The sequence below is a fragment of the Inhella sp. genome, from assembly GCF_041912635.1.
Lineage (GTDB): Bacteria > Pseudomonadota > Gammaproteobacteria > Burkholderiales > Burkholderiaceae_C > Inhella.
This window is the reverse complement of record NZ_JAYRMO010000007.1, coordinates 15,223-28,791: the sequence shown is the minus strand read 5'-3', so window position 1 is coordinate 28,791 and position 13,569 is coordinate 15,223. Positions and strand designations below refer to the sequence as shown.

The window sequence follows — 13,569 nt, the reverse complement described above, 5'->3', positions numbered from 1 at the left end:
TCTCCTCAGCGCTGCGGATCGATCCGCAGTCTGCTGCGGGTTTACCGCGTTGGCATCCTTCCCGCCCTCGAATGCGTCAAGCTTTTCGCATCAAGGTGCTTTTGCCGAACAGCGATTCGATCAGGTCGACGGCCAGCAGCGCGGTGCGGTTCTTCTCGTCCAGCGCGGGGTTCAGCTCCATCACGTCCAGGCTGGCCAGGCGGCCGGTGTCGGCAATCATTTCCATGCACAGCTGGGCCTCGCGGTAGCTCGGACCGCCCGGCACGGTGGTGCCCACGCCCGGGGCAATGGCGGGGTCGAGGAAATCGACGTCGAAGCTGACGTGCAGGTGCGTGTTGGCGTCCATCGTCGCCAGCGCCAGTTCCATGGCCTGGCGCATGCCCATCTCGTCGATGTAGCGCATGTCGAAGACTTCGAGCTCCTGCTCGTGCACGAAGCGCTTCTCGCCTTCGTCGACGCTGCGGATGCCGATCTGGCGCACCCACTTCGGGCTGATGGCGGGCTGGGCGGCGCTGAAGCCGCCGATGCCCACCAGCTCGGGCGCACCGAAGCCGCACAGCGTGGCCACCGGCATGCCGTGGATGTTGCCGCTGGGCGTGAGCGCCGAGGTATTGAAGTCGGCATGCGCATCCAGCCAGAGGATGCGCAGCTTCTTGCCGGCGGCGCGGCAGTGGCGCGCCACGGCGCTGATCGAGCCGATGCCCAGGCAGTGGTCGCCGCCCAGCAGGATGGGCATGCGGCCGCCCTGCAACTCGGCGTACACCGCATCGTGCACGGCCTGGTTCCAGGCCACCACTTCGGCGAGGTGGCGGTAGCCATCCACCGGCGGCAGCCAGGGGTTGTGCGGGCCGCTCAGGTTGGCGCAGTCCTTCACATCCACGCCGCGGGCCTGCAGGGCCGGGCCGATGCCGGCCACGCGCAGGGCCTCGGGGCCCATGGAGGCGCCACGCGCGCCGGCGCCGATGTCGGTGGGGGCCCCGATCAGGGACACGGAACGGATCTGGGTCATGGTGCTCTCGGGGGTCAAAGCGCGCATTGCGCGGTGGTCTTGAGGTCGTATTCGTGTTCCAGCACCGCCCAGGCTTCCTCGGCGGTTTCGACGAAGCGGAACATGCGCTCGTCGCCGGGGCTGATCATTCCGGTCTCCACCAGGTAGTCGAAGTTGACCAGGCGGCTCCAGAACTCACGCCCGAACATCAGGATGGGGCGGGCGCGGCATTTGCCGGTCTGGATCAGGGTCAGGGCCTCGAACAGCTCATCGAGCGTGCCAAAGCCGCCCGGGAAGCACACCAGCGCCACCGAGCGCATCAGGAAGTGCATCTTGCGCAGCGCGAAGTAGTGGAAGCGGAAGCAGAGCTCGGGCGTGATGTAGGGGTTGGGGTGCTGCTCGTGCGGCAGCACGATGTTCAGGCCGATGCTTTTGCCCTTGGCGTCGTAGGCGCCGCGGTTGCCGGCTTCCATGATGCCGGGGCCGCCGCCAGTGACGACGTAGATCGGCTGGCCGCAACGCTGGGTCTCGCGCGTGACGATCTCGGCCAGGCGGCGCGCCTCTTCGTAGTACACGCTCATCGCCACCGCCTGCTCGGCGCGGCGCTCGAGGGTGGGGTTGCCGGACTTCTGGGCCTCCAGCAGCGCGGCATGGGCCTTGGCCGGATCCTGGATGCGGGCGCTGCCGAACATCACCAGGGTCGATTCGATGCCTTCCTCCTGCTGCACCAGCTCGGGCTTCAGCAGCTCCAGCTGCATGCGCACGGGGCGCAGTTCCTCGCGCAGCAGGAATTCTTCGTCGGCAAAGGCCAGCCGGTAGGCAGGCGTGGCGGCCAGGCGGTCGCCCGGGGGCGGTGCGGCACGGCGCAGCTCTTCTTCGGCGCTAGGAAAGTTTCGTTCTTTGAGGTCGCGACGCGGGGACATGGTCTCCTCCTGCTGGTTTCGCGTAGAAAGCGCACAGCATATTCGCTGTGCGGAGAAAGATTATTTCGTCCGATGCGACCCGCAGACCGGGCAGGCCGGGTCGCGCGCCAGCACGATCTGCTCGGTGCGGGTATGGCGGGCATTGAAGAGCCAGAGATGGCGCGCCAGGCCGGAGCCCAGGCCAGCGAGCAGCTTCAGCGCTTCCCCCGCCTGCAAGGTGCCGGCCAGGCCCACCAGCGGGGCAAACACGCCCTGGGTGGCGCAGTTGGCGTCCTGCACCGGGGCATCGGGCGGGAACAGGCAGGCGTAGCAGGGGCAGCCGGGGTCGGCCGGATCCCACACCGAGGCCTGCGCATCCCAGCCCACGCCGGCTGCCCACACCAGCGGCTTGCTGGCGGCCACGCAGGCGGCATTGATGGCCTGGCGCGTCTTGAAGTTGTCGGTGCAGTCCAGCACCACATCGGCGGCCTGCACCCAGGCCGGCAGGCTGGCAGCGTCGGCGCGCGCCTGCATGGCGTCGAATTGCAGCTCGGGATTCAGACCCAGCGCCGCTGCGCGGGCCGAAGCCACCTTGGCCTGACCGACGCGCGCGTCGCTGTGCGCGATCTGGCGCTGCAGATTGCTGAGCTCGACCGCGTCCGGGTCCACCACCGTGAGCCGGCCCACGCCGGCGCTGGCCAGGTAGAGCAGGGCGGGCGAACCCAGGCCGCCCGCGCCGATGACCAGCGCATGGGCCTGCAGCAGGCGCTGCTGGCCCTCGATACCCAGTTCCTCCAGCAGCAGGTGGCGCGCGTAGCGCAGCAGCTGGCGGTCGCTGAGGTCGGCGGTGGCGGGCAACTTACTTCTTCGCGGCCTCGGCTTCGGCCTTGCGTTCCAGCGGGGCCTTGGAGAGCACCACCGGCTTGCCCTTGAGCTGGTTCAGGGCCTGCTGCAGCGGCCAGTCGGCATCGCCACCGAACTCGGGCAGGGGCTTGAGCGGTTCGTTGCGCTTGGCCAGCTCTTCCTCGACGCGGCGGCGCTCGGCCTCGCGCGCCTTCTGGTCTTCGGCCTCGGAGCTGCCGCTCGGGTTGGCCAGATGCTTTTCCAGATCGGCCTCGCGCATGCGCAGCGCACCGATCACATTGCCTTCGGCGGTTTCGTCGATGGACAGATCGGGCAGGATGCCCTTGGCCTGGATGGAGCGGCCGCTCGGTGTGTAGTAGCGCGCGGTGGTGATCTTCAGCGCGGTGTCGGGGCTGAGCTGGCGCACCGTCTGCACCGAGCCCTTGCCGAAGGTCTGGGCGCCCAGGATCAGGGCGCGCTTGTGGTCCTGCAGCGCACCGGCCACGATCTCGCTGGCCGAGGCCGATCCTTCATTCACCAGCACCACCATGGGCAGGGTCTTGAAGACGGCGGGCAGCTTCTTGATCAGATCCGGCTGGCCACGGCGCAGGTAATGCTCGGGCTGGGCGCGGTAGCTGAACTTCGATTCGGCCAACTGGCCGTTGGTGGAGGTGACTTCCACGCCGGCCGGCAGGAAGGCGGCGCTGACGGCGATGGCGCCTTCCAGCACGCCGCCCGGGTCATTGCGCAGGTCCAGCACCAGGCCCTTGAGCTTCGGGTCCTGCTGGTAGAGCTCGTTCAGCTTCTTGGCGAAGTCCTCGACCGTGCGCTCCTGGAAGGCCGCGATGCGCAGCCAGGCGTAGCCGGGCTCGACCATCTTGGCGCGCACCGACTGCATGCGGATCTCTTCGCGCACGATGGTGACCGGGAAGCTCTTGTTCTCGGCCTTGCGGTAGATGTTCAGGTGCACCTTGGTCTGGGGCTCGCCGCGCATGCGCTTGACGGCCTGGTCCAGGCTCAGGCCCTTGACCGGCTGGTCGTCGATGCGGGTGATCAGGTCGCCGCTCTTCAGGCCGGCGCGGAAGGCCGGTGAGCCTTCGATGGGCGAGACGATGCGCACGAAGCCGTCTTCCATGCCCACCTCGATGCCGACGCCGACGAACTTGCCCGAGGTGCCTTCCTTGAATTCCTGGAAGCTCTTCTTGTCGAAGAACTGAGAGTGCGGATCCAGCCCGGTGACCATGCCGGCGATGGCATCGTTGATGAGCTTTTTCTCATCCACGGGCTCGACGTACTCGGCCTTGACCATGCCGAACACCGCGGCGAGCTGCTGCAGCTCTTCCAGCGGCAGGGCCGCCTGGGCCCCGCGGGCATTGGCACTGAATTGGAGGGTGGTCAACGCACCGGCCACCGCACCGACCGCCATCCAGCCGGCTACTTTCAATTTGGCACCCATCTGCGCCTCACTCGATCTAAAGCGGCCCAAGGCCGCGAACAACTGTCAATCCAGTATAGGCAGCGCCCTGTGGGGCTGACTGCCAACTAGGCCCGTATTCCAGGGTAGTTAATAGGGTCCTGGGCGGTTCAGGCAGTGCCGAAGGTCACCACATGGTCCACCTGGGCCTTGATGCCGATCCACTCGCCCACATGGTGGTCGTGGTGCGAGGGCACGGCGGCCACCAGGCGGGTGCCGTCGGCCAGGCGCAGGGTGTAGAGAAACTCGGCGCCGCGAAACACCTTGTGCTCGATGCAGGCCTTCACCGGCGCGGCGTCGTCATGCACCACGTCGTCGGCGCGCAGCAGCACCTCGCAGCGGCCGCCCGGGTAGGCGCCGGGCAGCGGGCAGTCCTGGGCGTTGTCCAAGAGGCCCAGCGGTGTGCGCACCTGCTGGCCTTCCAGCTGGCCGGGCACGAACACGCCGTGGCCGATGAAGTCGGCGACGAAGCGTGTGGCCGGGCGGTGGTAGACGGCATAGGGCTCGTCCCACTGCTCCAGCAGGCCCTGCTGCATCACGCCCACCCGGTCGCCGATGGCAAAGGCCTCGGCCTGGTCGTGGGTGACGAACAGGGCCGTGGTGCCGCTGGCCTTGAGGATGGCACGCAGGTCCTGTGAGAGCGACTCACGCAGATCCACGTCCAGGCTGGAAAAGGGTTCGTCCAGCAACAGCAGGCGCGGTGCCGGCGCCAGCGCGCGCGCCAGCGCCACGCGCTGCTGCTGGCCGCCGCTGAGCTGGTGCGGCATGCGCTTGGCGGCATGCTCCAGGCCGACGAGATCGAGCATCTCGCGGATGCGTGCCTGCCGCGCCGGGGTGGCCAGCGCGCGCAAGCCGAAGCCGATGTTGGCCTCCACCGTCAGGTGGGGAAAGAGCGCGAAGTCCTGGAACACCAGGCCGATGCGGCGCTGCTCGGCCGGCATCTGCAGGCCGCTGCCGGCATCGGCCAGCAACTCGCCCTCCAAGCGCACGCGGCCGCTGTCCAAAGTTTCGAGGCCCGCGATGGCGCGCAGCAGCGAAGTCTTGCCGCAGCCCGAGGGCCCGATCAGCACCCCGAGCTCGCCGCGACCCAGGCCCAGGCTGACCCCGCGCACGGCCGCCACCTTGGCGCCGCGCTGGCCGTATTGCAGGCCCACTCCATCCAATGCCAGGAACATGGCCGCCATGATAATGAGGTGGTGCAAATGCTCCTTGTTCTCATTCGCGTCCGATGCTGCTGGTGATCGTGGTTCTGGCCGGGCTGCTGCTGGCCCTGCCGGTGCTGACGGTGCTCGGCTCCTGGCTGGGGCTGGATGCCCAAGGCTGGGCGCAGTGGCGGCATCTGCTGGAGACGGTGCTGCCAGGCTATCTGGGTCAATCGGGCCTGCTGTCGCTCGGTGTGGCGCTAGGCAGCCTGATGGTGGGCGGTGGCGCGGCCGCGCTGGTCAGCCTGTGCCGCTTCCCTGGCCGGCGCTTCTGGGACGCCGCACTGCTGCTGCCCATGGCCATGCCGGCCTATGTGGCCGCCTATGCCTACACCGACGCCCTGCAGTTCAGCGGCCCCATCCAGACCGCGCTGCGCGCCGAATTCGGCTGGCGCGGCGCGCTCTGGGGTGACGTGCGCAGCCTGCCTGGGGCGGTGCTGCTGTTCAGCGTCTGCCTCTACCCCTATGTCTACCTGCTGACGCGCACTGCGCTGAGCGAGCGGGCCGGCCCGCTGATGGAGGCCGCGCGCCTGCTCGGCGCCGGCGCCTGGCGGCGCATGCGCGAGGTGGCGCTGCCGCTCGCCCGCCCGGCCTTGGTGGCGGGCGTGGCGCTGGTGCTGATGGAGACGTTGGCCGACTACGGTGTCGGCAGCTACTTCGGCCTCAGCACGCTGACGACCGGCGTCTACAAGGCCTGGCTGGTGCAGGGCGACCGCATCGGCGCCGCCCAGCTGGCCTCGGTGCTGCTGCTGGTCGTCACCGTCTGCCTGCTGCTGGAGCAGCGCGCCCAGGCCCAGCTGCGCTTTGCTGGCAGCCGCGCCCAGGCGCGCGCCGAGGATTCCGAGCAGGGCTATCGCCAGCTGCAGGGCGGTGCCGGCTGGCTGGCGCAGGCCGCCTGTGCGCTGCCCGTGCTGCTGGGCTTCCTTCTGCCGGCCGGCTGGCTGCTGCGCATGGCCTGGCAGCACGCGCAGTATGGTGAGATGCCCGTCTCGGCCGAGCGCTACCAAGCCTGGGCGCTGGCCAGTCTGAAGCTGGCCGGTGCGGCGGCCCTGTTCACCGTGCTGCTGGCGCTCTTCCTGGCGCTGGGCCAGCGCCTGGGGCGCGCCCGCGGCTGGCGGCGCTGGCTGGCCGCCGGGGTGGCGCGCCTGCTGGGCCTGGGCTACGCGGTGCCGGGGGCGGTCATTGCCGTCGGGCTGTTGCTGCCCATCGGCTGGCTGCAGGCGCGCTGGCCGCAGGCCGCGCCGCTCTTCACTGGCACCCTGCTGGCCCTGCTCTGGGCCTTTCTGGTGCGCTTCGGCGGCGTGGCCCTGCAGTCCATCGAGGCCGGCTACGCGCGCATCCCCACCAGCATGGACGAAAGCGCGCGCATGCTGGGCGCCAGCCCCTGGCGCCTGGCCTGGGAGGTGCACGCGCCGCTGCTCAGCCGCGCCACGCTGGCGGCGGCCTTGCTGGTGTTCGTGGACGTGATGAAGGAGCTGCCCGCCACCCTGGTGCTGCGCCCCTTCGACAGTGACACGCTCGCGGTGGTGGCCTATCAGCTGGCGCGCGACGAGCGCCTGGCTGAGGCCGCGCTGCCTGCCTTGGCGATCGTGGCAGTGGGCCTGATTCCGGTGGCGCTGCTGTGGCGCGCGATGAAACTCAAGTAGGGGCTGGCCCCGCCAGTAGGAATCGAACCTACATCTGACCCTTAGGAGGGGCCCGTTCTATCCATTGAACTATGGCGAGGGCGCGGCGCAAGGGGCGGGAGTTTACGGGCAGCGGTTGGCAGGTTGGTTGGCGTCGGCGCGCGCGCCGCTGGCGCCTGGCGCGGTGCGGGCCGTGGCAGCATGCGCGCCCATGTCCAACCCCTCCGCCGACTCTCCCATCACCCGCTGGTTGCATGCCTGGCGCGATGGGGACCGCCACGCCTTTGCCCAGCTGGTGCGGCAGCTCGAAGGCGAGCTTGGGCGCCTGGCCGCTTCACGGCTGCGCGGCGTCGAGACCCCCTCACTCGGGCCTGGCGATCTGCTGCACGAGGCCCTGATCAAGCTGATGGAGCGGCCGCCCGACTGGCAGGACCGCGGCCACTTCTTTGCCACCGTCTGCACCGCCATGCGCAGCGTGATGGTGGACCACGCACGCGCCCGCCAGGCCGACAAGCGCGGCGGCGACTGGCAGCAGGTAACGCTGACCCTGTCGCTGCACGGCGAGGACAGCTGGGTGGCTGACCTGCTCACGCTCGACCAGCTGCTGACCCGCCTGGCGGCGGAAGACCCCCGGGCGCACGAGGTGCTGCAGCTGACCTATTTCGGCGGGCTGCCGCGCGAGGCGATCGCGGAGGTGCTTGCGGTCTCGGTCCCCACCGTCGACCGCGAGCTGCGCTTTGCGCGGGCCTGGCTGGCCGAGCAGCTGGGACGGCCGCTCGAGGCCTGAGGCGATGGCGGAACTCGGCCGCATCAAGGCGCTCTTCCATGCGGTGGCGGATGCCGCCGACCCCGAGCGCGCGCTGCGCGAGCAGACCGACGCCAGTCCCGAGGAGGCCGCACGGGTGCTGCGCCTGCTGGGGCATGCCAAGGAGCCGACGCGCTTCTCCCGCCCCCTGGCGCAGGCGGCGGAGGCGCTGCAGGCGGCCGAGCTGCAGCCGGGCGACCACCTCGGGCCCTGGTTGCTGGGCGAGCCCTTGGGCGAAGGGGGCATGGGCCTGGTCTTCAGCGCCGAACGCGACGACGGCCACTACCGCCAGCGCGCCGCGCTCAAGCTGCTGCGCGGCTGGAGTGCCCTGGGCGCGCAGGAAGGGCAGGCTCGGCTGGCGCGTGAACGGCAGATCCTGGCGTCACTGAACCATCCCCACATCGCCCGCCTGCTGGACGGCGGCAGCACGCCGGCTGGCCGCCCCTACCTCGTGATGGAGTACGTCGATGGCCAGCCCATCGACCGCCATGCTGAAGAGCGGCAACTGGACCTGGCTGCCCGCCTGCGCCTGTTCGACTCCGTCTGCGAGGCCGTGGCGCATGCGCATGCGCGGCTCGTCATCCATTGCGACATCAAGCCGGGCAACGTGCTGGTGAACGGCGAGGGGCAGGTGCGGCTGCTGGACTTCGGCATCGCCCAGCTGGCCGGCCAGGGCGATGCGCAGGACTTCAGCCCGGCCGCCACGCCCGGTTACGCCCCGCCCGAGCAACTGGCCGGTGAGCGGCCCGCCCCGGCCTGGGATGTGTACGCGCTGGGCCGCTTGCTGCAGCGTCTGTGCGGCGCCTGTGCGGGGCGCCGGGCCAGTGAATTGAAGGCGGTGGTGGCCAAGGCCTGTGCCGACGACCCGGCGCAGCGCTACGCCGGGGTGCCGGCGCTGCAGGAGGATCTGCAGCGCCTGCGCCGCCACGAGCCGCTGGTGGCCCTGCGCGGCAGCGGGCCGCTCTACCCGCTGCGCAAGGCGCTGCGGCGCCGTTGGCCCTGGGCCCTCACCGGCCTGCTGGGCCTGGCGGGCAGCTCCGCCTTCACCCACCAGCTGGTGAGCGAACGCGACCGCGCGCAGCAGGAGGCCGCCACCACGCGCGAGGTGAGCGACTTCGTGGTCTCCCTCTTCCGGCAGGCCGACCCCACCCTGGCCCAGCGGCACGACCTGACGGCCCGCGATCTGCTGGACCAAGGCCGCGCCCGCCTGGAAACCCAGCTGAAGGACCAGCCCGCCCAGCGCGCGCGCCTGCTGGAGGTGCTGGCCGATGTGTACGACGGCCTGGGCGCCCGCCCCAAGGCCCTTGAGGCCTTCGAGGAGGCCTTGCGCACCGGCACGCTCACGCCCGAGCGCGAGGCGCGGCTGCAGGTGCGGCGCGCCCTGCTGCTGGCCAACAGTGGTCGCAGTGAAGAGGCCGTGGTGGCCGGTCAGCGGGCCCGCGCCTTGGCGCTCGGCCTGCGCCCGCAGGATGTTTCTTTGCTCGCCACGATCGAGAACCGCCTGGGCGTGGCGCTCACCAACGTGGGGCGCTTCGACGAGGCCGAGCCGCTGCTGCAGGCCTCGCTGGCGCGTTACCTGGGCCTGTACGGCGAGGCCAATGGCAATTCCTCGTCCGTGCTACACAACCTGGCGCGGCTGGCGCTGCGGCGCGACCAGATGGACGCAGCCGAGAGCTTGTTTCGACGCGCCCTGGCGGCCGGCCGTGCCGGGCGCGGTGCGCAGGCCGACGAGACCCTGGACACGCAGACTCAGCTGGCCCGGCTGCTGGCCGATCGGCAGCGGTTTGATGAGGCCCTGCAGCTGCTGCGCGATGCGACCCGCACGCGCGAGGCCGTGTGGGGGCCGGCCAGCGAGCACTTGGCCTCCGCGCTGAATGAGTTGGGCGTGGTGGAGCTTGACGCGGGCATCAGCCAGGATGCGGAGCGCACGCTGCGCCGTGCCTTGGAGATCGAGCTGGGCTTGGCCGCCGGCAAGCCAAGCCGCCAGCTGGCGATCGTGCAACACAACCTGGCCAAGGTGCTCCTGGCCACGGGCAGCCCGGAAGCCGGCCCGTTGCTGCGGGCCTCGGTGGCTGAGCGCCTGCGCGTGTTCGGCAAGAGCGATGCGCCGGGCGTGCAGCCCGCGCGCGTGAACCTGGTGCGCTGGTTGCTGGCGCACGACGAATTGACCGAAGCACAGACGGAGTTCGATGCGCTGTGGGCAGAGCGCGGCCGGCGCGCACCAGAAGACCGCGAGCGCCTGACGGCCGAGTTGCTGGGGCTGGAGCTGGCCTTGCGGCGCGGCCAGAGAGCGCCGGAACGGCCGCTGGCTGACGTGGCCGCGCGCATCGATGCCGTCGTGGCCCGCTCCGCCGACACCCCCTTGCTGAACGGCCCGTTGCAGGCTCACCTGCTGCGCCTGCGCGCCGAATGGGCCGATCGTGAAGGCGACCCCGCGGCGGCCTTGCGCTGGAGCGAAAGCGCTTGGCGTGCCTTGCAAGCGCTGTTGCCGCCAGGGCATCCGGGCCTGTTGATGCCCGGGCTGGTGCATGCGCAGCGTCTCCAGGCGGCCGGTCGCACCGCGGAGCTTGCGGCGGTGCGAGCCGCTCTGCAGGGGGCGGCGCAGGCGCACGGGCCCACCTCTCGCTGGCGCAAGGACTTTTTGCAGCTGCGCTGATAGGCCGCCGGGGCGGAATGCGTTGAGTGATCTGAGGGCTCTTTCGAAGCCCCGGGGAGCTCGACCATGGATTTGCTGCACAAGGCGCTCATTACCGCTGGCGTGGTGGCGGGGTTGCTGTGGCTGCTGCGCCAGTCTGGGCCCCGAGCCGGTGGGCTGGCGGCGGCGCTGCCCCTTACCTCCGCGCCGGTGCTGATCTGGCTGGGTATCGAGCAGGGGCCCGGGCCGGTTGCGGGAGCCGCCAGCGGTGCCTTGCTGACCACGGCGCTCACGCCGCTTCTGGTGGCGGTGTATGGCCGTCTCAGCCCTCGCCATGGCCCGCTGAGCTGCCTGCTGCTCAGCCTGGGGGCGGCGGCTGCGGCGCTGCTGCTGCTGGAACCCTGGCTGGGCCGCGCCGCCCTGGCCGGCTTGGCGCTGGCGCTGGGGTTCAGCGCGCTGGCGCTGCGCCTGTTGCCGCAGCCGGTGCAGGCACTGCCGCGCGCAGGTCAATGGCGCAGGGAGTTGCTGCAGACCGCCGCGGTGGCGGGCGCGCTCACCTGGCTGATCGATGGCGTGACGGGCCATGCCAGTGCCCCGTCGTGCGGCCTGTTGTCGGCCTTTCCGGTGGTGGGCTTGACGACCCTGTGCAGCACGCACCGCCACCAGGGCGCAGCGGTGGCCTGCCAGTTCCTGGCCGCGTATGTCGAGGGCACGGCCGCCAAGGCGGTGTTCCTGGCCTTGTTGGTGGGCGGCTTGAACAGCCTGCCGCTGCCCTGGGCCTGGTGCGGCGCGGCCGCCCGCGGCCGGGTCACCCAGCTGATGCTGCGCCACCCCAGGGCGCGCCTGCTGTGGGCTGTTTCCACACCGTCTTGATGAGGAGCGCGTTCATGTCCCTTCCTGAGCTGCTGCATTCGGCCGAACGGGCCACCTGGCCCATCGTGGCCCAGTCCCTGGATCTGCCGGGTTGCGAGCGCCCGCTGGCCTACGCCCTGCAGTACTGGCCGAGCACCTTGCGCAACCTGCTGCGTCCGCATCGGCTGCGCGCGCAGGTGCAGGCGCCTCGCCTGGTGGCTGCCGTGGCCGTCCCGGCCGCGCTGCGCCAGCGCTGGGAACAGCTTTTCAACGCCGATGCGCGCTGCCCCCTGCTCGTCAACCAGAGCGTCGGCACCTTGCTCTACACGCGCCTGTTCGGCCAGCTGGGGTTGAATTTCCGCCACCTCCTGCACCTGCAGCACCGCACCTTGCATGCCAGCAGCCCGGAGGCCCTTGCCGCGTCCCCGCGCCAGCAGCTGGACTGCCATCTGGAGGGCTGCTGGCGCCTGCCCGACGACAAGGCCCTGGTGGCCCTGCGGACCGAGATCCTGCGCCCCCTGGCCGAGGGCGGCGCACCCCTGGCGACGGTGCAGGATCGCTTCCTGATCCGCCGCGTTCGGCGTTCGGACTGGGAGCAGCTGCCGCCCGTGGAGGGGCGCGGGCCGCTTCGCGAGCTGGTGGGCCTGCGCCGGCGCCGTGCCGAACTGGACCCCGCGCAGGGGCTGGAGCTGGCGCTGGCGCTGCCGCGCGACCTCGGCCGGCGCTATGGCGGCGTCTCAGGCGACCACAACCCGGTGCACACCGCCGCCTGGGCGGCGCGGTTGTTCGGGCTGCGACGCCCCTTCGTGCAGGGCTTGGCGCTGCGCAGTCTCATCGTCGCTGCGCTGCACCGCCTCGACCTGCCCTTGCAATCGCTGCAGCTCACCTTCGCCCAGCCGGCCTATCTGGGGCAGATGCTGCGCCTTGTGCTGCAGGACGAGCGCTTCGAGCTGCTCGATGAGGCGCAGCAGGTGGTGGCCTTCGGGCGCAGCAGCGACTGAACCCGGGCCGCCCGGCTTGGGTGCCCTACTGGTGCGGGCAGCTGTTGACGCCCAGCACCGTGTAGAGCGGGCACCAGCCGATCGCCCCGGTGGCCAACAGCACCACACCGAGATAGGCCCAGGGGCCGAGCACGCCGGTGACGGCCAGTCCGACCAGGGCCAGGCCGCCGACGACACGCAGGCCGCGGTCCAGGCCGCCTGAATTCGGTTTGAGCATGGTGTTTCTCCTTGGTGTTGCGGAACTCAGGGGGCCTCGCGCTCCATCAACAGGTAGGTGTTGTAGGCATTCATGCGGTTGGCGTAACGAAACATCGGCAGGGCCTCGAAGCGCGACCAGTCGGTACGGGCGTAGGCCTCGTCAAACGGTTCAAGTTTGCGCGCCGCTGCGCCCATGGTCTGGCGCAGGTAGAGCAGGTAGTCGCGCGTCAGCTGCAGGTCGGCCTGGGGGGCCTCGGCCACCGGGCCATGGCCGGGCAGCAGGCGCGTGGGCTGCAGGCTCAGCAGGCCATCGAGGGCGCCGATCCAGCTGCGGCTGTCGGCCTGGCCGATGAAGGGGATGCGGCCGCGAAACACCAGATCGCCCGCGAACAGGCTGCCGCTGCGCGGGTGGAAGACCACCAGGTCCTCGGGCGTGTGCGCGGGGCCGACATGGCGGATCAGCAGGCGCTCGCCGCCCAGGTTCAGTTCGGTCTCGTCCGCGCCCAGCCATTCGTCGGCCGGCACCAGCTGGGTCTGCTCGTCGATCCAGGGGGCGAGTTCCTCGCGGCTGGCGGCCAGGCGCTGCCGGGCGGTGTCGGAGTTCAGGTATTCGCGTGCCGCCGGGTGGGCCAGGATGCGTGCGCCCGCCGCCTTCAGCACCTGCAGGCCGTAGATGTGGTCCGCGTGGTAATGGGTGACGACCACGCTGTGCAAGGGCAGGGGCGTGATGCGGCGGATGGCGGCCAGCAGCTCCTCGGCCAGCGCGGGCGAGCCCAGGCCGTCGATGACCACCACCCCGGCCGGGGTGACGATGAAGCCGGCGTTGGAGATGAAGTTGCGATTGGCGCTGGAGCCCAGCGCGGCCTCGCCCTGCACGAACCACACCGCGGGCGCGACCTCGCGCGCCTGCAGCACCTGGGCCTGGGTGTCTGGGCTGCCGAGGAGCGGCAGCGCGAGCCAGAGTGCGTGCAGTGAGCGCATGATTCTTTGTATCAGCATGAGCGAATATTGATGCGTATTCGACTCCCATCGCGGGCCTGCGCC

General features: G+C 70.6%; 12 protein-coding genes and 1 tRNA gene. 5 read left to right on the top strand and 8 right to left on the bottom strand.

Translation table 11 applies throughout. The features are described from left to right. Nucleotides 1–76: 76 nt before the first annotated feature. From rocF to ACE3QP_RS05630, 5 genes are all read right to left on the bottom strand, one after another. Nucleotides 77–1,009, bottom strand: a complete 933-nt coding sequence (gene rocF, locus ACE3QP_RS05650; protein WP_198113664.1) for an arginase — start codon at nucleotides 1,007–1,009, stop codon at nucleotides 77–79. Between the two features lie 14 nt (nucleotides 1,010–1,023). After that, nucleotides 1,024–1,911, bottom strand: coding sequence for a TIGR00730 family Rossman fold protein (locus tag ACE3QP_RS05645; RefSeq protein WP_374434282.1), 888 nt, complete (start codon nucleotides 1,909–1,911; stop codon nucleotides 1,024–1,026). Nucleotides 1,912–1,971: 60 nt separating this feature from the next. Further along, nucleotides 1,972–2,748: a ThiF family adenylyltransferase gene (locus ACE3QP_RS05640; RefSeq protein WP_374434280.1), complete on the bottom strand. Its 777-nt coding sequence runs from the start codon at nucleotides 2,746–2,748 to the stop codon at nucleotides 1,972–1,974. A gap of 1 nt (nucleotide 2,749) precedes the next feature. Then, complete coding sequence (locus ACE3QP_RS05635; RefSeq protein ID WP_374434278.1) at nucleotides 2,750–4,189, bottom strand: S41 family peptidase; 1,440 nt, start codon at nucleotides 4,187–4,189, stop codon at nucleotides 2,750–2,752. A 128-nt stretch (nucleotides 4,190–4,317) separates the two neighbouring features. Beyond that, nucleotides 4,318–5,382, bottom strand: coding sequence for an ABC transporter ATP-binding protein (locus ACE3QP_RS05630; RefSeq protein ID WP_374434471.1), 1,065 nt, complete (start codon nucleotides 5,380–5,382; stop codon nucleotides 4,318–4,320). 53 nt (nucleotides 5,383–5,435) lie between these two features. Here ACE3QP_RS05630 and ACE3QP_RS05625 point away from each other — a divergent pair, with 53 nt between their 5' ends. Continuing rightward, nucleotides 5,436–7,055 carry an ABC transporter permease gene (locus tag ACE3QP_RS05625; protein WP_374434276.1) on the top strand — a complete coding sequence of 540 codons (1,620 nt, stop codon included), beginning with the start codon at nucleotides 5,436–5,438 and terminating at the stop codon, nucleotides 7,053–7,055. A 4-nt stretch (nucleotides 7,056–7,059) separates the two neighbouring features. On the opposite strand, the gene ACE3QP_RS05620 is transcribed toward ACE3QP_RS05625, so the two are convergent. Further along, a tRNA-Arg gene (locus tag ACE3QP_RS05620) sits at nucleotides 7,060–7,134 on the bottom strand. A 111-nt stretch (nucleotides 7,135–7,245) separates the two neighbouring features. Between ACE3QP_RS05620 and ACE3QP_RS05615 the strand changes: the two genes are divergently transcribed. The 4 genes from ACE3QP_RS05615 (at nucleotide 7,246) to ACE3QP_RS05600 (ending at nucleotide 12,327) form a co-directional block, all read left to right on the top strand. Further along, a complete protein-coding gene (locus ACE3QP_RS05615) occupies nucleotides 7,246–7,821 on the top strand; it encodes an ECF-type sigma factor (RefSeq protein ID WP_374434274.1) in 576 nt (191 codons plus the stop codon). Nucleotides 7,822–7,825: 4 nt separating this feature from the next. After that, nucleotides 7,826–10,495, top strand: coding sequence for a tetratricopeptide repeat protein (locus ACE3QP_RS05610; protein ID WP_374434273.1), 2,670 nt, complete (start codon nucleotides 7,826–7,828; stop codon nucleotides 10,493–10,495). Between the two features lie 66 nt (nucleotides 10,496–10,561). Beyond that, nucleotides 10,562–11,347: a hypothetical protein gene (locus ACE3QP_RS05605; RefSeq protein WP_374434271.1), complete on the top strand. Its 786-nt coding sequence runs from the start codon at nucleotides 10,562–10,564 to the stop codon at nucleotides 11,345–11,347. 14 nt (nucleotides 11,348–11,361) lie between these two features. Beyond that, nucleotides 11,362–12,327 carry a MaoC/PaaZ C-terminal domain-containing protein gene (locus tag ACE3QP_RS05600; protein WP_374434268.1) on the top strand — a complete coding sequence of 322 codons (966 nt, stop codon included), beginning with the start codon at nucleotides 11,362–11,364 and terminating at the stop codon, nucleotides 12,325–12,327. A 25-nt stretch (nucleotides 12,328–12,352) separates the two neighbouring features. Here the strand turns inward: ACE3QP_RS05600 and ACE3QP_RS05595 are convergent, their stop codons facing one another. Both ACE3QP_RS05595 and ACE3QP_RS05590 read right to left on the bottom strand, forming a co-directional pair. Beyond that, nucleotides 12,353–12,544, bottom strand: coding sequence for a DUF2892 domain-containing protein (locus tag ACE3QP_RS05595; RefSeq protein WP_374434266.1), 192 nt, complete (start codon nucleotides 12,542–12,544; stop codon nucleotides 12,353–12,355). Nucleotides 12,545–12,570: 26 nt separating this feature from the next. After that, entirely contained in the window at nucleotides 12,571–13,506 is a 936-nt protein-coding gene (locus tag ACE3QP_RS05590) for an MBL fold metallo-hydrolase (RefSeq protein WP_374434264.1), read from the bottom strand. Nucleotides 13,507–13,569: the final 63 nt, after the last annotated feature.

Bases quoted from the DNA above. Each gene is read 5' to 3' on its own strand.
- rocF (WP_198113664.1), bottom strand. From the start codon at position 1,009: ATGACCCAGATCCGTTCCGTGTCCCTGATCGGGGCCCCCACCGACATC.
- ACE3QP_RS05645 (WP_374434282.1), bottom strand. From the start codon at position 1,911: ATGTCCCCGCGTCGCGACCTCAAAGAACGAAACTTTCCTAGCGCCGAA.
- ACE3QP_RS05635 (WP_374434278.1), bottom strand. From the start codon at position 4,189: ATGGGTGCCAAATTGAAAGTAGCCGGCTGGATGGCGGTCGGTGCGGTG.
- ACE3QP_RS05630 (WP_374434471.1), bottom strand. From the start codon at position 5,382: ATGTTCCTGGCATTGGATGGAGTGGGCCTGCAATACGGCCAGCGCGGC.
- ACE3QP_RS05625 (WP_374434276.1), top strand. From the start codon at position 5,436: ATGCTGCTGGTGATCGTGGTTCTGGCCGGGCTGCTGCTGGCCCTGCCG.
- ACE3QP_RS05615 (WP_374434274.1), top strand. From the start codon at position 7,246: ATGTCCAACCCCTCCGCCGACTCTCCCATCACCCGCTGGTTGCATGCC.
- ACE3QP_RS05610 (WP_374434273.1), top strand. From the start codon at position 7,826: ATGGCGGAACTCGGCCGCATCAAGGCGCTCTTCCATGCGGTGGCGGAT.
- ACE3QP_RS05605 (WP_374434271.1), top strand. From the start codon at position 10,562: ATGGATTTGCTGCACAAGGCGCTCATTACCGCTGGCGTGGTGGCGGGG.
- ACE3QP_RS05600 (WP_374434268.1), top strand. From the start codon at position 11,362: ATGTCCCTTCCTGAGCTGCTGCATTCGGCCGAACGGGCCACCTGGCCC.
- ACE3QP_RS05595 (WP_374434266.1), bottom strand. From the start codon at position 12,544: ATGCTCAAACCGAATTCAGGCGGCCTGGACCGCGGCCTGCGTGTCGTC.
- ACE3QP_RS05590 (WP_374434264.1), bottom strand. From the start codon at position 13,506: ATGCGCTCACTGCACGCACTCTGGCTCGCGCTGCCGCTCCTCGGCAGC.